The organism is Brachyspira pulli (genome assembly GCF_036997785.1).
Taxonomy (GTDB): domain Bacteria; phylum Spirochaetota; class Brachyspiria; order Brachyspirales; family Brachyspiraceae; genus Brachyspira; species Brachyspira pulli.
This window is the reverse complement of the sequence record NZ_JAWLQI010000002.1, coordinates 1-19,927: the sequence shown is the minus strand read 5'-3', so window position 1 is coordinate 19,927 and position 19,927 is coordinate 1. Positions and strand designations below refer to the sequence as shown.

Here is a 19,927-nt window from a genome sequence, read left to right as displayed (position 1 = left end):
ATAAATGTAAAGTTACAAGTTTAATCATCAAAATTTACTTTCTATTTCTTTGAGCTTTTTTTAGAATACCTGCAATTTTTCTAAGTTTAAGATCTTTTGCTATATCTAAAGCAGTATCTCCATGGTTATCTTCTATATTTACATCAGCTCCTTTTTCTACTAGAAATTTAACAAATGGTTCAGCAAACCTTGATCCTGATGATGCACAAGCCCACATTAAAGAAGTGTATCCTTCATAATCTTGAGCATTAATATCTGCACCTTTTTCTAATAAAACTTCAGCTAATTTTATACGATATTCCTGAAAACTTTTATTATTAAAATTACCTTCACCCATACCAAGATATATCAAAGGAGTATATTCTCGTTTATTCTTTATGTTTACATCAGCACCTTGCTCTATTAAAAAATTAGCTATTTCAAAGTCTAGTATATCAATACTTCCTTCATCTGAAGTATCAAGAGTTTTATTTAAAGCTGTGTCTCCTTCATTATCTTGTGCATTTATATTGGCATTTTTTGAAACTAAATATTTTATTACATCTATATTTCTTTCATGACTATACTCACATGCTGATATTAAAGCAGTACTTCCTCCTTTATAAAAGTTTACATCAGCACCGTTTTCAACTAATAATTTTACTGTTTCTAAATTATTTACACCATACATTAAGGCTGTATTTCCATAATCATCGAAAGCATTTATATCTGCACCTTTTTGTATTAGAAGTTCTGCCACTTTTATATTATGAAGTTTGGAAGCATACATTAAAGGTGTCTTTCCATCCTCATTTGTTACATTTATATCTGCACCATTATTTATTAAAAATTCTGCAGCAGATGAATTTTCATTTTTATAATAATAATATCTATAGTCAGGATGTTCATTATCTAATGAGAGTAATAGGGGAGTTTCTACTGAGCTATGTTCAGAATGTGTTTTGCATTTACATCGGCACCTTTTTCAACTAAAAATTTAACCATATCATAGTCATTTCTTAAAGCTGCTATCATTAAAGGAGTATAATCATAATCAGCAGGAGAATAATACTCCCCACCCTTTATTCTTGATTCTAAGTCAAAACCATTTTCTACTAATACTTTAAACATTTCTCTATTTAGTGCCAATTCTGTTGTATAAGCTGTATCAAGAAGTGATGCTCCATCATTGTCTTTAGTATTTACATCAGCACCATATTTTATTAATAAATTAAATATTTTTTTAGCATTTTCTAGTTTTTCTTCTTTTTCGTAATGATCATAGCGAATATTATAATATAATACAGTGTTTCCATCATTATCTTTAGTATTTATATTGGCACCATTTTCTAATAAAAATTTAACCATTTCATAGTCTCCTATCATAGCAGCGTTCATTAATGCTGTAAGACCGTCTTCATCTTTTGTGTTTATATTTGCACCTTGTTGTATAAGTAATTTTGAAATATCAAATTTTCCATAATCATTAGCAATCGTTAAAGCTGTTTTGTTTTCATTATTTGCTGTATTAGGATTGGCACCTTTATCAAGCAAATATTTAACCATATCATAATCATTTCTTAAAGCTGCTATCATTAAAGGAGTATAATCATAATCAGATCTACCCGTCTTTATTCTTGACTCTAAATCAAAACCATTTTCAACTAATATTTTAAACATTTCTTTATTTTTATCAAAAGATTCTGAAATTCTATAGGATACATCAAGGAGAGATGTTCCTTCATCGTTTTTAGTATTTACATCAGCACCGTATTTTATTAATAAATTAAGTATTTTTATAGCATTTTCTTGCCCGAAACTATCATGCTTAATACTATAATATAATGCAGTTTCTCCTGCTGTATCTCTAATGTTTACATCAGCACCATTTTTTAATAAAAATTCAACCATTTCATAATTTGTATCTCTAGCAGCATACATTAATGCTGTAGCACCTGCATTATCTTTAATATTGACATCAGTACCTTCTTCTATAAGTAATTTTGCTATATCATCATATCCGCTTACAGAAGCATTTATTAAAGCCGTTCTATCATAAGAATCTAATGCATTACAGTTTGCACCTTGCTCTAAATACGATTTAACTTTTTTTATATTATTATTTTCTACAGCGGAAAATAACGATTCATCTAAAGTTTTAGAATATAAAAGAATATTAAACAAGAATAATAAAATAAATACTTTTTTCATATATACCCCTCTAATGCTTACTGCATATAATCGGATTATATAATTATAATTGTTTTATGTCAATTAAAATAGGTTTTATGAAAAATGAAATTAATGAATTGGTTTTATGATTTTTAATGATGTTTATTATAATAAGAAATTTTTATTATAGGTTTTCTATTTCTTATTTATATTCATAAAAAACTTGTTCGTTAATGAGCTCCTGCCATTCTAAAGAATGTCAGGCACTCACAAGTTTTTTATTTCTTTATCTATATTCATAAAAAAATTATTCGCTGAAAGTATATATCAAATGACTCTGTCCGCCTTCGGCGAATTTGTCATATACTCATAATTTTTTTTGTTATAGTTTTTCTATTTCTTCTACACTCAATCCTGTGTTTTCGCTTATAATTTTTATATCTATTCCTGCATTTTTTAAGTTTTTAGCTATAGATATTGCTTTATTTTTTTCGCCTTGTTCTATACCTCGTTCTACACCTTCAATTATTCCCTCTTCTTTAGCTTTCTTTAAATCTAATTCCAGACTTTTATCAAAGAAATATGTATCTACTTCGCGTTTTTTATATTTATCCATTACAGGAGTATTATTTACAAAAGTACGGCATTTCTTTTCAACTTCTTCAAATATAGTATTTTCTTTCATAAGTATAGACATGTTCTCTCCTTTAAAGAATTTTATCCAAGAAATAAATTCTTTATGTATATTATCTAAACTTTCTATTTCAGAAATATTTTTTAAATTGAATTTAGGTAATTCTAGAAAATGTAATTGACAATGATCTGTAAGAATCTTATTATTATTTAATTCTTTTAAAACATAGCAGCTATGAACTTTATCTTCATCTGTAAGAATAAAGTTTGTAATATTTATACTAACAGTTGCTTTTAATTCATCATAAAAAGAACCTCTGTTTAAACTGCTGCTGTAATTATAAGCCCAATAATATAAAGCTCTTTTTATAAAATCTTCATTACCTCTAGCCTGAATCTCTATTAATACCGTTATTCCACTTTCTGTGATAGCCTTGATATCCACTATAGATTCTTTTTCATCATAATTTTCTGCTATGTTAAATGGATTTAATATTTCTATTTTCTTAAAAGTTTCAAAGCCTAAATCTTTAAATACTGCATTAATGAAATTTAAAGCTATATTTTCATTGCCTTCATGTGAAAATAAATAGCGTATAAAATAGTCATTAATTCTATTTAAATTATCTATTGTAACTGTTTCGTTTAGTATTTGCTTTAATTTTTCTAAATCTTTCATAACTTTATTATACTAAATTAACTATAAATGTAAAGTTACAAGTTTAATCATCAAAATTTACTTTCTATTTCTTTGAGCTTTTTTTAGAATACCTGCAATTTTTCTAAGTTTAAGATCTTTTGCTATATCTAAAGCAGTATCTCCATGGTTATCTTCTATATTTACATCAGCTCCTTTTTCTACTAGAAATTTAACAAATGGTTCAGCAAACCTTGATCCTGATGATGCACAAGCCCACATTAAAGAAGTGTATCCTTCATAATCTTGAGCATTAATATCTGCACCTTTTTCTAATAAAACTTCAGCTAATTTTATACGATATTCCTGAAAACTTTTATTATTAAAATTACCTTCACCCATACCAAGATATATCAAAGGAGTATATTCTCGTTTATTCTTTATGTTTACATCAGCACCTTGCTCTATTAAAAAATTAGCTATTTCAAAGTCTAGTATATCAATACTTCCTTCATCTGAAGTATCAAGAGTTTTATTTAAAGCTGTGTCTCCTTCATTATCTTGTGCATTTATATTGGCATTTTTTGAAACTAAATATTTTATTACATCTATATTTCTTTCATGACTATACTCACATGCTGATATTAAAGCAGTACTTCCTCCTTTATAAAAGTTTACATCAGCACCGTTTTCAACTAATAATTTTACTGTTTCTAAATTATTTACACCATATATTAAGGCTGTATTTCCATAATTATCGAAAACATTTATATCAGCACCTTTTTGTATTAGAAGTTCTATCACTTTTATATTATGAACTTTGGAAGCATACATTAAAGGCGTCTCTCCATCCTCATTTGTTACATTTATATCAGCACCATTATTTATTAAATATTCTGCAACAGATGAATTTTCATTATCTAATGAGAGTAATAGAGGAGTTTCTACTGAGCTATATTCAAAATGTGTTTTGGCATTTACATCAGCACCTTTTTCAACTAAAAATTTAACCATATCATAGTCATTTATTGCAGCTGCTATCATTAAAGGAGTATAATCATAATCATCAGGATAATCCTCCCCACCCTTTATTCTTGATTCTAAGTCAAAACCATTTTCTACTAATAGTTTAAACATTTCTCTATTTGTCAATCCTTCTAAACTATAAGCCATATTAAGAAGTGATGCTCCATAATTGTTTTTAGTATTTACATCAGCACCGTATTTTATTAATAAATTAAATATTTTTTTAGCATCTTCTAGTCCTTCTTCTTCGTAATGACAATAGCTAATATTATGATATAATACAGTGTTTCCATAATTGTCTTTAGTATTTGCATCAGCACCATTTTCTAATAAAAATTTAACCATTTCATAGTCTCCTATCATAGCAGCTCTCATTAATGCTGTATAACCATATTCATCTTTTGTGTTTATATTGGCGCCTTGTTGTATAAGTAATTTTGAAATATCAAAATTATCATTAGCAATCATTAAAGCTGTTTTGTTTTCATTATTTGCTGTATTAGGATTGGCACCTTTATCAAGCAAATATTTAACCATATCATAATCTTTTTTATAAACAGCAATCATTAAAGGAGTATAATCATAATCAGATCTATCCGCCTTTATTCTTGACTCTAAATCAAAACCATTTTCTACTAATAGTTTAAACATTTCTTTATTTTTATCAAAAGATTCTGAAATTCTATAGGATACATCAAGAAGAGATGTTCCTTTATCGTTTTTAGTATTTACATCAGCACCGTATTTTATTAATAAATTAAGTATTTTTATAGCATTTTCTGTTTCATTTTTTTGTCCGCGACTATTATGCTCAATACTATAATATAATGCAGTATCTCCTTCTGTATCTCTAATGTTTACATCAGCACCATTTTTTAATAAAAATTCAACCATTTCATAATTTGTATCTCTAGCAGTATACATTAATGCTGTAGCACCTGCTTTATCTCGAATATTGACATCAGTACCTTCTTCTATAAGCAATTTTGCTATATCATCATATCCGCTTACAGAAGCATTTATTAAAGCTGTTCTATCATAAGAATCTAATGCATTACAGTTTGCACCTTGCTCTAAATATGATTGAACTTTTTTTATATTATTATTTTCTACAGCGGAAAATAACAATTCATCTAAAGTTTTAGAATATAAAAGAATATTAAACAAGAATAATAAAATAAATACTTTTTTCATATATACCCCCTAAGTATATGCTGGATTATATATTTAAAGTTATTTTATGTCAATTTAGCAATAATTTATATAATATACTTAATTAAAGATATATGATAATTTTATGTATTAGTTTGTTATAATGAAAATTATATAAATATAAATTGATATTAATAAAATTTTTTAGTATAATTAAATTGTTATTTTATTAATATAGGAAAGTGCTATGAAAATTATTATAAAAAATGGTACTATAGTTAATGCTTCAGAAATTTATAAAGCTGATGTATTAATAGAAGATGAAAAAATTTCTAAAATAGGAATCAATTTCAAATGCGATGATGCAGAAGTAATTGATGCTTCAGGCAAATATGTAATGCCGGGAGGAATTGATGTACATACCCATATGGATATAGATGTTGGTATTGGAAGGGCTGTTGATGATTTCTATACTGGTACTATTGCTGCTGCTTGCGGCGGTACTACTACTATAGTTGATCATATGGGATTCGGCCCTAAAGACTGCGATGTATTTCATCAATTAAAATATTATCATACTCTTGCTGATAATAAAGCTGTTATTGATTATAGCTTTCACGGAGTTTTACAGCATGTTGATGAAGATGTGCTTAAAGGACTTGAAGTATTAGCAAAAGAAGAAGGCTTGCAAAGTACAAAATTATATTTAACTTATAACTATAAAATAGAAGATGATAATGTTGTAAGAGTATTAAAAAAGATGAAAGAGATTAATGGAGTTTCTGCTTTTCATGCTGAAAACCATTATGTAGTGGAATATTTAAAGAAGAAATTCGTTGAAGAAGGTAAAACTTCTGCACATTATCACCCTATAAGCAGACCTGCAGAGGCTGAAGCTGAGGCAGTTAATAGAATTATACATTTATCTGTTGTAGCCGGAAATGCTCCTGTTTATATAGTTCATACTTCCGCTTCAAAAAGTGTTGATGAAATAGTTAATGCCAGAGCTTTAGGACATAAGAATATTTTCTCTGAAACTTGTCCTCAATATTTAGTATTAACTGATAAAGAGTATGACAGAGAAGACGGACTTAAATTTGTAATGTCTCCTCCTTTAAGAAAACAAGAAGACTGCGACAGATTATGGAAGGCTATTGCAGACGGACATATTCAAGTAATAGCTACAGATCATTGTCCTTTCAATTATGAAACTGATAAAGTAAAAGGAAAAGATAATTTCACTAAATGTCCTAATGGTGCAGGCGGAGTTGAAGAAAGATATCCTTTGATGTTCTCTGAAGGTGTTATGAAAGGAAGAATAAGCATAAATAAATTCGTTGAAACTTTATGCTATAATCCAGCTTTAATATACGGACTTTATCCAGAGAAAGGTGCTATTATTCCAAATGCTGATGCTGATATTACTATAATAGATCCTAATAAGAAATCAGTAATCACAAAATCAAATATGCATGGTGCTTGTGATTATACTGCTTATGAAGGAATGAAACTTTTATGCTCTATTGATACAGTTATATCAAGAGGTAAAATTGTATGTAAGGATAATAAGTTCTTAGGAAATAAAGGCGACGGTAAATTTATAAAGAGAAAGACTTTAGATCATTATGCCGATTTTAATAAGCATTTCAAATTAGGAGATTATATAGATATTGATTGTAATTAATAAATTATAATTTTTTATAAAAGGCAGCTGTTTTTTTTAATGGCTGTCTTTTATTTTAAAAATATAATATCATTATCATGTATTCCTAAATTTAATTCCATTCCAATTTTGTATGTGTCTTTATAATTTTGTTTGTCTAATCTCCATGTTATTTGACTGTCGCTGTTTATTGGAACAGATGTTATAATATAAGAAAACATATCTTCTGTTATATTTGTTATTTTGCTTTTTATATATACATCGTTACTATTATTTTGTGTACAATCAAAAAAAGAATATGCTCTGATTCCTATGTAATTATAATTTTGAATGTCTTCTTTAGGCTCTTTTAAATTTAAAATTATATTCCAGTCTAAGCATTCTATTTTTTTATTTTCTAATATTTTTATTCTTGAGAAATTTTTATATCCGGTTAATAATGCTGAGAAATAAGTTTTAGGATTTTCAAAAAGATTATATTTTGTATCTATTATATCAAATTTACCTTTATTAATTATACCAATATTATCTGATAGTCTGTATACTTCATCTCTGTTATGAGATACAAATAAGGTAGTTCCATTAAATTCTTTTATGCTTGATGAAATAAATTTTTCTAATTCCCATTTTATATGATAATCCAAAGCACTTAAAGGTTCATCTAACATAAGTATATTAGGTGATGATACAAATATTCTTGCTAATGCCGTTCTTTGCTGTTCGCCTCCTGATATTTCTCTTGGCTTTTTATTTCTTATATCGTATATAAAAAATTTTTTCATTATATCTTCAATATTGATATTACTTTTTTTCTCTCTTATTCCGCATTTAATATTTTCTTCAACAGTCATATTTGGAAATAGGGCATAATTTTGAAATAAAAAACCTACATTTCTTTTTTGAGTTTTTATATTGATTTTCTTTTTAGAATCAAAAAATACATTTCCGTTAAATTCTATATGTCCGCTGTCAGGCTTTTCTATTCCAGCAATACATTTTAAAGCCATACTTTTACCGCTTCCAGATGCTCCTAAAATAGAAAATACTCCGCTTTTTACTTCAAATTGTAAATCTAAATCAAAATTAGATAATTTCTTTTTGATATCAACTATTAAACTCAATATAAACCCCCTTATAATCTTTTTTTAATTGCAGAAGAAACAGGCAGTATTATATTCATTATCATTATACTTACAAAAGATATAGCTACTATTATTATAACCCATTTAAATGCAAGTTCTCTATCACCAGCCTGAACGGCAGTATAAACGGCTAAAGACATAGTTTGAGTTTTATTAGGTATATTTCCTGCTATCATTATAGTAGCACCAAATTCTCCTAATGCTCTTGTAAAAGAAAGTATAGTTCCTCCAAGTATGGAATGCCAGCTGTTTGGAAGTATAACTCTCCAAAATATCCAATTTTCTGATTTTCCTAAAGTTCTTGCAGCATTTATTATATTTTTATCTATTTGTTCAAAAGCTCCTTTACTTGTTCTGTACATTAAAGGAAATGATACTATAAAAGAGGCTAGTATTGCACCTCTTAAAGTAAATACGAAAGGAAAACCTAATTTATCAACTATTGAACCTATAAAAGAATTTCTACCAAAGAATAATAATAGAAAGAACCCCACAACTGTTGGCGGAAGTACAAGAGGCAGAGTGAATATTATATCAAATAGAGATGATAATTTTTTTATTTTGACTATTATAATAGCGGCATATATTCCGACAAAAAATGTAATAATTGTGGAATAAAATGCCGTTTTTATAGATAATATTAATGGAGTATATTCCATAATCCTATTTAATTACAGTAAATCCATAATTTTTAAATGCTTCTGCAGCTTTATCTGTAGAAATATAGTCTATAAACTTTTGAGCTTCTTCTTTATTTACTGAAGATTTTACTATAGCTATAGGATAAATTACTTTTTTATGTGTTCCTTCTGGAGCTTCTGCTATTATATTAACATTCTTAGATATTTGAGCGTCTGTAGCATAAACTATACCGCAGTCTACTTCTCCTGTTTCAACCCAAGAAAGTACATTCCTTACATCAGAACCATAAACTGCCTTTTCTTTAGCAATATCAAGTATAGATAAATTACTTAATATTTCTTCAGAATACTGTCCTACAGGAACACTTTTTGGCTCTCCTAATCCTAATTTTGTAACATTAGAATTAGTTATATCTGTAAAAGATTTTATATTTAAATTAGAATTTGTAGGGGATATTAATACTACTTTATTTTCTAATAAATCTTTTCTTGTATCAACATCAATTAAATCTTTATCTTGTAATGCGTCCATTTGTTTTTGTGCTGCTGAGAAGAATATATCAGCTGGAGAACCTGCTTCTATTTGTGTCTGCAATGCACCTGATGAAGCAAAAGAGAATGTTACAGTTGTTCCAGTTTCTGTTTTATAATTATTTGCTAATTCTGTAAGAACATCTGTTAAACTTGCTGCAGCTAATACTAATATTTCTTTATTTTCAGCAGTCTTTGAAGAACCGCATGAAATAAATAAATATGATATCAATAGAGTTACTAATATTATTTTTTTCATAGTTCATACCTTTGTTATTTATTTTTTATATTTTTATAAAAATATTAATGACCTTCACCTTTTATCATACTTATAATATGTTCTAATAAAGGAATTATTAAATTCGTACAATATTCAGCACCTTTTACACTTCCTGGAAAATTTACTACGAATACATTATCATTTATTCCAGCATATCCTCTTGAAAGAGAAGCAAAGATTGTATCTTTTATTGATTCCTGTCTTAAATAATCTGATACTCCTCGAACTTCTTTTTTACAAAAATCTTCTGTAGCTTCAGGAGTTACATCTCTCTTTGATAATCCAGTTCCGCCAGTAGTAATTATAATATCAAATTTTTCTTTATTTTCATTTAAAGTATTTAATATTATATCATATTCATCTGGTACTATGATTTTTTCTATATTTGAAATTTTATTTTGTAATTTTTCTTCAAGAGTTTTTATTATAATGGCACCTGATTTATCTTCATAGACACCTTTATAAGCTCTGTCAGATACAGTAATAACAAGTATCTTCAAGTTTAATTTCTCCCCCTTTAATTACTCTTGCAAATATACCTTTTTTAGGCATAATACAGTTGCCAACCAATTTTTGTATATCACATCCTTTATGGCATTCTTTTCCTATTTTTGATACCTCTAATATAGTATCTCCTATATATAATTTTGTTCCTATAGGCAAAGTAAAGAGTTCTACGCCTTTTGTTGTGATATTTTCAGCGAAATCTCCTGGCTTTAGATTTGTATTCATATTATTATTTGTATATTCTATATCTTCTATAGATAAAATTGATACTTGTCTGTCGCTTAATTTATTAAAGTGAGCGTCATTCAAAACACCTTTTTCTTCTACTAAAGTTATAGAATCAACCGGAGTTTTTACTGTTCCTGTATTTTTAGATATATTTAATGATATTAATTTGAATTCTTTCTTTTCCATAATACTAATTAACCGAATAATTTTTTTATTTTTTATATACCTATTATTAATAGAATTCTATACAAAAAAACAAAATATTCAATATAAATATAAATTTTTTTTAGGTTTTTATTTAAAAATTACAAAAAATTTATTATAATATTATTCAAATACTATACTTTAATTAGAGGTTTCAATGAATAATAAGCAAATTTTAGACAAAGCATCAGAACTAATTAATAATAATATAGAAGTAGAATTAATAAAAATACTAAAAACATCTGGTTCAGCTCCAAGAACATTAGATGCCTTTATGATAGTATATAATGAAAATGGAAATCAAAAAAATCTTGGTACCATTGGAGGCGGAGTATTAGAATTTGAAGCTTTAAAAGACGCTTATGAATATTTAAATAGAAAAGAAACATCTAGTAAAGAATATAGTTTAAGACCCCAAGATGTAGGCGGAATTGGTATGGTATGCGGCGGAAGTGTTGAGGTGTCTTTTATATATTTAAATGGCAGTAAAAATATTATAACTGATTTAAAAAAAGAAATTGAAGATAAAGAATATAATGTTTATATATTTGGGGCAGGACATGTATCTTTTGATTTAGCAGATATTTTGTATAAAGTGGGATTTAATTGTATTGTTATTGATGATAGAGAGGAATTTGCCAATAAAGAAAGATTTCCTAATGCAAGCAATATAATAGTAGGAAATTATGAAGATATATTTGAGAAATTAAATATTACAAATAAAGATTATATAATTATAGTAACTAGAGGACATGCTCATGATTATATAGTAGAGAAATATGCTTTAAAAACAGATGCTATTTATATTGGAATGATAGGAAGCAAGAATAAAATAAAAACATTACATGATAAATTAAAATCAGAAGAAAATTATACTGATGAAATTATTTCAAGAGTACATGCCCCAATAGGATTAGCTATAGGAGCAGAAAGTACAGAAGAAATAGCAGTTAGCATAGCAGCAGAACTTATATTAACAAGAGCTACTATTGAGAATAGAAGAAAGATAAAGAAATAATTTTATTATAAATTACAATATTATTCGGAAAATATAAACTATAAAATTGGAGGATTTAATAATTTATATTTTTGTTAATGTATAAATGTTATAGTGTAAATTTCAATACAAATAAATAAACTTTAAATATAATTTTTGATAAACTATATTTAGTATTTTTTTATTACAATATTTTGACTATAACTTTATGAAATTATAGTATATACTTAAAATTTTTAACTTTGTCATTTTTTTATTCAACTTTTTCCCGCCGCACGCCAAGGGCGGACAGCGTCAAAGTTGCAAAAAGTGCAAGTATAAAATTAGTACTAAATCATACTACAATTGTTTTACATATAAGATATATTATTAATTTAAGCACACCTAAAGGTGGACTTCGTCAAATATAGCCCTTCGCCGTAGGCGGGCTGTGCCTGCTTCTTTGGGGCACCACCGAGTAGGTGCCTAATCGGCAAAAGAAGTGGGGGTGTTACGAAGTACGCAGAGCGGGGGCTAGTCCCCACAAATAACCAAAATTTAAAATTGTATTTTTTGACAAACTCTAAAATTTTCAGTATAGTACAATTTTTATTTGATAAATAAATAATTTTATTAGCAATAACTTATAAAATTACTAGTATCTGGTAAATTTATTTGCCAGATACTTTTTAGTATAAAAATTGTGAGCTTCTAGTAACTTTAGTTGCTAGAACATATTAGCGAACAATTTTTATTTGATAAATAAATAATTTTATTAGCAATAATTTATAAAATTACTAGCATCTGGTAAATTTATTTGCCAGATACTTTCGAGTATAAAAATTGTGAGCTTCTAGTAACTTTAGTTGCTAGAACATATTAGCGAACAATTTTTATTTATAAATAAATAATTTTATTAGCAATAATTTATAAAATTACGAGCATCTGGCAAATTTATTTGCCAGATACTTTTGAGTATAAAAATTGTGAGCTTCTAGTAACTTTAGTTGCTAGAACATATTAGCGAACAATTTTTATTTGATAAATAAATAATTTTATTAGCAATAATAGGAGTTGTTATGGCTAGAACTTTTTTACATCCTGATGAAGCATTGGAATTAGTATTAAAAAATTCTGAAGATTACGGCAATGAAAAAATATCTGTACTAAATTGCTACGACAGAGTTTTAGTTGATGATATTTATGCTCTTAATGATGATCCTCCTTTCAGTAAATCTTCTATGGACGGTTATGCTTATAAAAAAGAAGATGAAAATAAAAATAGTTATGTTTTGATTGAGGATAAAATTATATATGCTGGTCTTTTTGATAAGATTGAAGTAAAAAGCGGTGAATGTGTAAAAATAATGACTGGTGCTATGCTTCCGGATAATTGCGATTTCGTTCAAAGAGTAGAATGGACAGAAGAAAAAAAAGAAAACGGCAAAACTATTATTAACTTCACAAAAAAAGAAATGACTAACAATGTTATAAAAAAAGGAAATAATAAGAAATCCGGTGATAAAATATTAGATAAGAAATTTCTTCTTCCAAAAGATATAGCTATACTTGCTGGTTTTGGATATAACGATGTTGAAGTAAAAAAGAAAATTAATGTTGCTGTGATATCTACAGGAAATGAAATAGCAAATATAGGAGATAGTTTAAAAGAAGGACAAATATACGATGCTAATGCTCCTATGCTTGTTTCAAGAACATCAGCATTATCATGTAATAGTAAATTTTATGGTAAAGTAAATGATGATGAAAAAGAAATAAAAGATATGCTATCAAAAGCAATAGAAGAAAATGATGTTGTTTTAATAAGCGGCGGAGTTTCTATGGGAGATTTTGATTATGTTCATAAAGAGTTATTGGAACTTGGTGTTAATCAAATATTTCATGGTATTGCTATGAAGCCCGGAAAACCTTTATTTTTTGGTAAATTAGGTAAAAAGGCTGTGTTTGCTTTACCTGGAAATACTGTTTCTTCTTTTATGACTTTTGAAATAATGGTTAAATCTTATATATTAAATTGTTTAGGTTTAAAACCTGAAAATAATTATATTAAAGCTGTACTTGCAGATGATTTTAAGAGAAAAGATACTGAAAGACTTGAATTTGTTCCTGTTAATTTATTCTTTGATGAAACTAGATTATCAGTTAAACTTATAAAATATAATAATTCTTCTATGATATCATCTTTTTCTGAGGCTAACGGAATACTTAAAATAGATATTGGAGTATCAGATATTGCAAAAGGGAGCATAGTTGATGTTAGATTCCTTTAATAGAGAAATTAATTATATGCGTGTTTCTGTAACGGATAGATGCAATTTAAGATGTATTTATTGTATGCCGAAAGACGGAGTAATTAAAAAAGAACATAATGATATTATAAGTTATGAAAATATATATAATATAGTAAAAGAAGCTTCTGAATTAGGAATTAAAAAGGTTAGAATAACGGGAGGGGAGCCTTTAGTTAGAAAAAATATTGATGAGCTTGTTTCTATGATTAGAACAATAAAAAAAATAGAAACTATTGCTATGACCACAAATGCTATTTTACTTTCTAAAATTGCCGAAAAATTAAAAATAGCAGGGCTTGATTCAATAAATATATCTCTTGATACTTTAGATAGTGAAAGATATAAATATATTACAAGAGGCGGAAATCTTTATGATGCTATGGAAGGAATAAAAAAAGCATCAGAATTAGGTTTTCAATTAAAAATCAATGTTGTTATATATGATGAAAAATCTAAAGAGGAACTTCCTATTATTCAAAAATATGCTGATAGTGTGAATGCTAAACTTCAGACAATACAGTATTATAATATTAATAAACAAAAACAAGATGCAATAGAATATGACAGACCAGCAAAATGCAAATGTTGTAATAGAATAAGATTATTATCAGATGGTTATTTATTAAGCTGTTTGCATAGTAATATAAAATTTAAAGTAGATTTTAATGATATAAGAGGTTCTATTATAAAATGTATTGAAGGAAAACCGGAGAATGGTGCCTATAGTGATGTAGAGTCTGTTAGTATGATAGGCGGATAATAATTTTTTATATAATAAATTGGAGTTATAAAATATGAGTGATAAATTAACACATATAGATGAAAGCGGAAATGCTAATATGGTTGATGTTGGTAATAAAGATATTGTAAAAAGAACCGCAGAGGCTTCAGGAAAAATATATTTATCAAAAGAAACACTTAAATTAATAGAAGAAAATAATATAAAAAAAGGCGATGTTATATCTGTTGCTAGAATTGCAGGAATAATGGGTGCTAAACATACTTCCGATTTAATTCCTCTATGTCATAATATTAATATAGAAAAGGTTAGTTTGGATTTTACTTTGGAAGAAGATGGAATAAGAATAAAATCTTATTGCAGATGCAGTTATAAAACAGGTATAGAAATGGAAGCATTAACAGCAGTTAGTGTTGCGGCACTTACTATATGGGATATGTGTAAGGCAGTTGATAAAAATATGAAAATATCTGATATAACTCTTTTATCAAAAACTAAAGAAGAAATTATATAACTTTTTTGAATATTATTAAAATTACAAAATAATACTGCTATAGAAATATATTTTTTATAGCAGTATTTTATAATTGTTGAGTAAATAAAAAATAATAAAAAATCAATTCCATAATTATAATAATTAATCAACTTCCTATATTTTAATATATACTGAAAATTTTTAATTTTGTCAACTGAGACACTTTATATAAATTTTATCTACTTTTTTGCCGCACAAAAAAGTAGCTATATCCTCGACAGGCTCGGATACGCTTCGCGAAAACGTAATCTCTATAACTTTATATTAAAAACATGCCTATTAAATATAGGATATAACCTATAAAATGCAGTTCTTTTGGTTCTTTTATACCAATAAAAGAACTGGGGTATGGGGCAAAGCCCCATATATAAAAACAAAAATATAAATTTATTTTTGACAAAGTATAGTTGTTTAGATATATAATAAAAATTAAATCAAAAACTAATAAAAAAATCTTAAAAATCATTTGACATTAGAGTGCACTCCAATGCTATAATACCCTCAATTAAAAAATACAAATTAAAAGAGGTTTTAAAATGAGTAAGAAAGTATTAATAATATCATCTAGTCCTAGGAGAGGCGGTAATTCAGATTTACTATGTGATGAGTTTTTAAAAGGAGCAAAAGAAGCAGGACATGATGCAGAAAAAATATTCCTTAAAGATAAAAAAATAAATTATTGTGAAGACTGCGGTACTTGCTATAAAAATAATAAACCTTGCGTACAAAAAGATGATATGAAAGAAATATTAGATAAAATGCTTGAGGCTGATGTAATAGTAATGGCTACACCTGTGTACTTCTATACTATGAATGCTCAAATGAAAACTTTTATAGATAGATGCGTTACAAAATATTTAGAAATTAAAAATAAAGATTTTTATTTCATTGCAACAGCTGCTACAGAAGATGAAAAAGAAATGGTTAGAACTATTGATGGTTTTAGAGGCTTCTTAGATTGTTTAGAAGATGTTAGAGAAAAAGATGTTATATTAGCACATAGTGTTTGGAATAAGGAAGAAGTTAAAGATAAAAAATATATGCAGGATGCTTATAATTTGGGATTGAATGTTTAATAAAATGTTTAATAAATTGTATTGATGGGGTGGAAAGTGAGCGACATAAGTTACTCGGATTTAAATAATAACATAAAAACTAATTATATGTTTTCTAATAAATATCTTATTAAATTATTCATTCCTCTTATTATAGAAGTTTTTTTGGAATATTTAGTAGGATTAATAGATTCTATAATGGTTGCTAATGTTGGAGAATCAGCTGTATCTGCAGTGTTTTTGGTGGATTTTGTTATAGCATTTCTTATAAGCATATTTGCTGCTATTGCCACAGGAGGAGCTGTTGCAAGCGGTCAATATATAGGAGCTAAAAATATAGAAAAAGCAGATGATTCTATTAATCAGTTAATAAGATTTTTAATATTATTTTCTGTTGTTATCACAGTGTTTATATATTTGTTTAGAGATGCTATATTAAGTACATTATTTGGAAGCATTACAGATGAAGTTAGAAACGATGCAAATATTTATATGCTAATAGTGGCAGCTTCAATACCATTTCTGGCTATTTATAACGGCGGAGCTTCTATGTTTAGAACTATAGGAAATTCAAAAATATCAATGAAAATTATGATATCTATGAATATTCTTAATGTTATAGGAAATGCTGTTTTAATTTATGTATTTAAAATGGGTATAGCAGGAGCAGCAATATCTACATTACTAAGCAGGGTAGGTTCGGCATTAATAATTATAATATTAGGGCTAAATAAAAAAAATCTTATATATATAAAAAATAAAATAATGTATAAGATGGATTTAAACACAATAAAAAGAATATTATCAGTTGGTGTTCCTTATGGTATAGAAAATGGAATGTTTTATTTGGGAAGACTTCTTATATTGAGTTTAATATCTACATTTGGAACCGCTTCAATAGCTGCTAATTCTGTTTCTACATTAATAGCTAGTTTTGAAGTTTTACCCGGAATGGCAATAGGTTTGGGACTTACTACTGTTATATCACAATGTGTAGGTGCTAATGACTATAATCAAACTAAATATTATGCTAAAAAAATTATAGCTATTATTTATGTATCTCAAACTATAACAAGTATTATAATATTAGCTCTTTTGCCTTTGATACTCAATATTTATCATTTATCAGCAGAAGCTACTTCATATACTTATAAATTATCATGGTATCATGCTATTATGATGATTATATGGCCTTTGGGTTATTCTCTGCCTGTAGTGTTTAGAGCTTCCGGAGATGCAAAATTTCCTATGATAGTTGCTTCCGTTTCAATGGTATTATGCAGAATAGTTTTGGCTTATGTATTTGCACTATATTTCAAAATGGGTATGATTGGAACTTGGATAGCTATGTTTGTGGATTGGATATTAAAAGCTATTATATTTACTTATAGATATTTTAGTAATAAATGGATAAAGTTTGTAAATAATTAGTTTTTATAGAATAAGTATTTAATAATTTATATCATTAAGTTTTTATTAAAGTCTTATAAAGTTATATATATTTTATGTTTTGTCAAAATTTATTTCTTTGTTTATTTTGACAAAACATAATTAATTTATTATACAAATTTCATTTTTAATTAAAACGGAAATATGAAACCTGATCAACTATATTATTTGATTTTTCTAATACATCTCTGCTGGCATCAGCACCTTCATGAGCAATTTTAGATGTATCCTGAGTTATTTTGTTTATTTCTATAACAGCAGTATTTATTTCAGATACACTGTTTTCTTCTTTTATTATCGCACTTGATATTTCTGTTAATAATGTAAGTACTTCATTAACAGATGACTCTATTTGATTCAATATATATGATGAAGCCTGAACAGAGGTGCTTCCAGCTTGTATTTTATCTATAGTTTCATTTGCTATATTTGTTATATCTTTAGCGGCATTTCCAACATTGATTGCTAAGTTTCTTACTTCACTTGCTACAACAGCGAATCCTTTTCCCTGATCACCGGCACGGGCAGCTTCTACAGATGCGTTTAATGCTAGTATATTTGTTTGAAAAGCAATAGATTCTATTATTTTAGTTATATCAGATATCTTTTTACTGTATTCAGATATTTCTTCCATATTATGAGAAGTAGCATTTATAGCATTAACTCCGTTTCTTGTGGCATTAGATACTTTTTCACTCATGCTTTTTGCATTTCCTGCATTTTCTGCTGTTTCTCTAAGAGATGAAAATACAAATTCTATAGACCTAGTCAATTCTTCCAATGAACTTGCCTGAGATGTTGCTCTGTCAGATAAATTTATATTTCCATTTGTAATTATATTTACCGAATTATTTATTCCATTAATTTCATCTTTCATACCATGAATTATATTTCCAAGCTGTTTTTGCATTTCATTTAATGCTCTTATAACATCTCCAGTTTGATCCTTCTTATGTAATTCTCTTTCATTGAAAGAAGTGTTGAAATTACCTTTTGACATTGACTGTATTATTGATATTGTATTATCTAATGTATTTGATATTGGTTTTGCTATCATAATAACCAATATTGTTTCAATAGAAGATAGTAATATAAATACAAATACAACAAGTAAACCTAATTTAAAGAGTGAACTATTTAAATCAGTATTTGCAACAATAGCAAATAAATACCAAGTACTGTTTTTTATGTTCATTGATATATAAGAATTTTTTTGTCCTATCCATTCATAACCACTGTTATTTAACATATCATTTTTATGAGGAGCTACTATACTATTATTAAATATATTTTCTTTTAGTATGTAATTTTCATTATTGCTGAATATGTATAGACCATTTTCATTTACAATACTTATATCATAATTATATTTTTTAGATTCTTCTAAAGTGTTTGATATTAATTTGAAGAAATCAACATCTATTCCAACTACACCATATAATTGTCCATCTATATATATTGCTTTTGAAAAAGTTATTACTACCTTTTTTGTAATAGTATCAATATAAGGTTCAGATATAACTATTTTATTTTCTGCCAATGCTTTTTTATACCATTCTTTAACTGTTTGGTCATAGTCGCTAGGTAATTGCCCAACAATATTTAATACAGTTCCTCCATTTTTAAATGGAACATCATCAGCATAATATATATTCATTAAATCTTTTTCTTTATCTAAAACATTAGCAAATACTGATGCTAATTTATTTAGGTCTGTTTCTTTTTCTACATAAGAACAAAATATATTTATTCTGCCGTATAATGAAGATATATTATTCTCTAATTCATTTGATATATTAGCGGCATTATATTTGTTTGAATTTAAAAATCTTATTTTATATTGTGGGAAATACGCCATATATACTGCAATACAAATAATACCAAGAGATATTGTATACGGTATCAAGAATTTTAATATTAAAGCATTTCCTTTCGATTTTTTTAATCTTTCTTTTAACATTACTTCAACCCCTTCATTTAATCTACTATCAATTCTTTTTTAATAAAATAATGCAAATACTATAAACTATTATAAAAAATAGTAAATAGTATTATCTAAAATAATT

The 19,927-nt window shown here is 26.8% G+C and carries 15 protein-coding genes and 1 pseudogene; 7 read left to right on the top strand and 9 right to left on the bottom strand.

The features are described 5' to 3' along the window. Positions 1-34 precede the first annotated feature (34 nt). The 3 genes and pseudogenes from R4K56_RS00705 to R4K56_RS00695 form a co-directional block, all read right to left on the bottom strand. Positions 35-2,190 (bottom strand): annotated as a pseudogene (locus R4K56_RS00705) (ankyrin repeat domain-containing protein). 343 nt (positions 2,191-2,533) lie between these two features. Next, the gene (locus tag R4K56_RS00700) at positions 2,534-3,463 is read right to left on the bottom strand and encodes an Rpn family recombination-promoting nuclease/putative transposase (RefSeq protein WP_335785639.1); all 930 of its coding nucleotides are present in this window, start codon (positions 3,461-3,463) and stop codon (positions 2,534-2,536) included. A gap of 57 nt (positions 3,464-3,520) precedes the next feature. Continuing rightward, positions 3,521-5,641 carry an ankyrin repeat domain-containing protein gene (locus R4K56_RS00695; protein WP_335786877.1) on the bottom strand — a complete coding sequence of 707 codons (2,121 nt, stop codon included), beginning with the start codon at positions 5,639-5,641 and terminating at the stop codon, positions 3,521-3,523. Positions 5,642-5,846: 205 nt separating this feature from the next. On the opposite strand from R4K56_RS00695, the gene hydA reads away from it, so the two are divergent. Further along, positions 5,847-7,283, top strand: coding sequence for a dihydropyrimidinase (gene hydA / locus R4K56_RS00690; RefSeq protein ID WP_335772955.1), 1,437 nt, complete (start codon positions 5,847-5,849; stop codon positions 7,281-7,283). A gap of 50 nt (positions 7,284-7,333) precedes the next feature. On the opposite strand, the gene R4K56_RS00685 is transcribed toward hydA, so the two are convergent. The 5 genes from R4K56_RS00685 to R4K56_RS00665 are packed head-to-tail and all read right to left on the bottom strand — an operon-like array spanning position 7,334 to position 10,777. Beyond that, on the bottom strand, positions 7,334-8,383 hold the full coding sequence (locus tag R4K56_RS00685) for a sulfate/molybdate ABC transporter ATP-binding protein (RefSeq protein ID WP_335772956.1): 1,050 nt from the start codon (positions 8,381-8,383) through the stop codon (positions 7,334-7,336). Positions 8,384-8,394: 11 nt separating this feature from the next. Then, the gene (gene modB, locus R4K56_RS00680) at positions 8,395-9,063 is read right to left on the bottom strand and encodes a molybdate ABC transporter permease subunit (protein WP_335772957.1); all 669 of its coding nucleotides are present in this window, start codon (positions 9,061-9,063) and stop codon (positions 8,395-8,397) included. 4 nt (positions 9,064-9,067) lie between these two features. Continuing rightward, positions 9,068-9,835, bottom strand: coding sequence for a molybdate ABC transporter substrate-binding protein (gene modA, locus R4K56_RS00675; protein WP_335758583.1), 768 nt, complete (start codon positions 9,833-9,835; stop codon positions 9,068-9,070). Between the two features lie 44 nt (positions 9,836-9,879). After that, positions 9,880-10,356: a MogA/MoaB family molybdenum cofactor biosynthesis protein gene (locus R4K56_RS00670; RefSeq protein WP_335761002.1), complete on the bottom strand. Its 477-nt coding sequence runs from the start codon at positions 10,354-10,356 to the stop codon at positions 9,880-9,882. After that, on the bottom strand, positions 10,328-10,777 hold the full coding sequence (locus R4K56_RS00665; protein ID WP_335758581.1) for an MOSC domain-containing protein: 450 nt from the start codon (positions 10,775-10,777) through the stop codon (positions 10,328-10,330). The genes R4K56_RS00670 and R4K56_RS00665 overlap by 29 nt, the downstream gene beginning before the upstream one ends. A gap of 175 nt (positions 10,778-10,952) precedes the next feature. Here R4K56_RS00665 and R4K56_RS00660 point away from each other — a divergent pair, with 175 nt between their 5' ends. The 6 genes from R4K56_RS00660 (at position 10,953) to R4K56_RS00635 (ending at position 17,843) form a co-directional block, all read left to right on the top strand. Further along, positions 10,953-11,813, top strand: coding sequence for an XdhC family protein (locus R4K56_RS00660; RefSeq protein WP_335772958.1), 861 nt, complete (start codon positions 10,953-10,955; stop codon positions 11,811-11,813). A 1,037-nt stretch (positions 11,814-12,850) separates the two neighbouring features. Further along, positions 12,851-14,062: a molybdopterin molybdotransferase MoeA gene (locus R4K56_RS00655; RefSeq protein WP_335772959.1), complete on the top strand. Its 1,212-nt coding sequence runs from the start codon at positions 12,851-12,853 to the stop codon at positions 14,060-14,062. Next, a complete protein-coding gene (locus R4K56_RS00650; protein WP_335772960.1) occupies positions 14,046-14,843 on the top strand; it encodes a GTP 3',8-cyclase MoaA in 798 nt (265 codons plus the stop codon). Before R4K56_RS00655 ends, R4K56_RS00650 begins: the two co-directional genes overlap by 17 nt. Before the next feature lie 34 nt (positions 14,844-14,877). Further along, positions 14,878-15,336 carry a cyclic pyranopterin monophosphate synthase MoaC gene (moaC, locus tag R4K56_RS00645; protein WP_335758815.1) on the top strand — a complete coding sequence of 153 codons (459 nt, stop codon included), beginning with the start codon at positions 14,878-14,880 and terminating at the stop codon, positions 15,334-15,336. A 557-nt stretch (positions 15,337-15,893) separates the two neighbouring features. Then, positions 15,894-16,433, top strand: coding sequence for a flavodoxin family protein (locus tag R4K56_RS00640; protein ID WP_335773171.1), 540 nt, complete (start codon positions 15,894-15,896; stop codon positions 16,431-16,433). Positions 16,434-16,469: 36 nt separating this feature from the next. Then, entirely contained in the window at positions 16,470-17,843 is a 1,374-nt protein-coding gene (locus R4K56_RS00635) for an MATE family efflux transporter (RefSeq protein ID WP_335761096.1), read from the top strand. Positions 17,844-17,988: 145 nt separating this feature from the next. Here R4K56_RS00635 and R4K56_RS00630 read toward each other — a convergent pair whose 3' ends face one another. After that, entirely contained in the window at positions 17,989-19,821 is a 1,833-nt protein-coding gene (locus tag R4K56_RS00630) for a methyl-accepting chemotaxis protein (protein ID WP_335773172.1), read from the bottom strand. Positions 19,822-19,927: the final 106 nt, after the last annotated feature.

Bases quoted from the DNA above. Each gene is read 5' to 3' on its own strand.
- R4K56_RS00630 (WP_335773172.1), bottom strand. From the start codon at position 19,821: ATGTTAAAAGAAAGATTAAAAAAATCGAAAGGAAATGCTTTAATATTA.
- R4K56_RS00700 (WP_335785639.1), bottom strand. From the start codon at position 3,463: ATGAAAGATTTAGAAAAATTAAAGCAAATACTAAACGAAACAGTTACA.
- R4K56_RS00665 (WP_335758581.1), bottom strand. From the start codon at position 10,777: ATGGAAAAGAAAGAATTCAAATTAATATCATTAAATATATCTAAAAAT.
- modB (WP_335772957.1), bottom strand. From the start codon at position 9,063: ATGGAATATACTCCATTAATATTATCTATAAAAACGGCATTTTATTCC.
- R4K56_RS00650 (WP_335772960.1), top strand. From the start codon at position 14,046: ATGTTAGATTCCTTTAATAGAGAAATTAATTATATGCGTGTTTCTGTA.
- R4K56_RS00640 (WP_335773171.1), top strand. From the start codon at position 15,894: ATGAGTAAGAAAGTATTAATAATATCATCTAGTCCTAGGAGAGGCGGT.
- modA (WP_335758583.1), bottom strand. From the start codon at position 9,835: ATGAAAAAAATAATATTAGTAACTCTATTGATATCATATTTATTTATT.
- hydA (WP_335772955.1), top strand. From the start codon at position 5,847: ATGAAAATTATTATAAAAAATGGTACTATAGTTAATGCTTCAGAAATT.
- R4K56_RS00655 (WP_335772959.1), top strand. From the start codon at position 12,851: ATGGCTAGAACTTTTTTACATCCTGATGAAGCATTGGAATTAGTATTA.
- R4K56_RS00660 (WP_335772958.1), top strand. From the start codon at position 10,953: ATGAATAATAAGCAAATTTTAGACAAAGCATCAGAACTAATTAATAAT.
- moaC (WP_335758815.1), top strand. From the start codon at position 14,878: ATGAGTGATAAATTAACACATATAGATGAAAGCGGAAATGCTAATATG.
- R4K56_RS00695 (WP_335786877.1), bottom strand. From the start codon at position 5,641: ATGAAAAAAGTATTTATTTTATTATTCTTGTTTAATATTCTTTTATAT.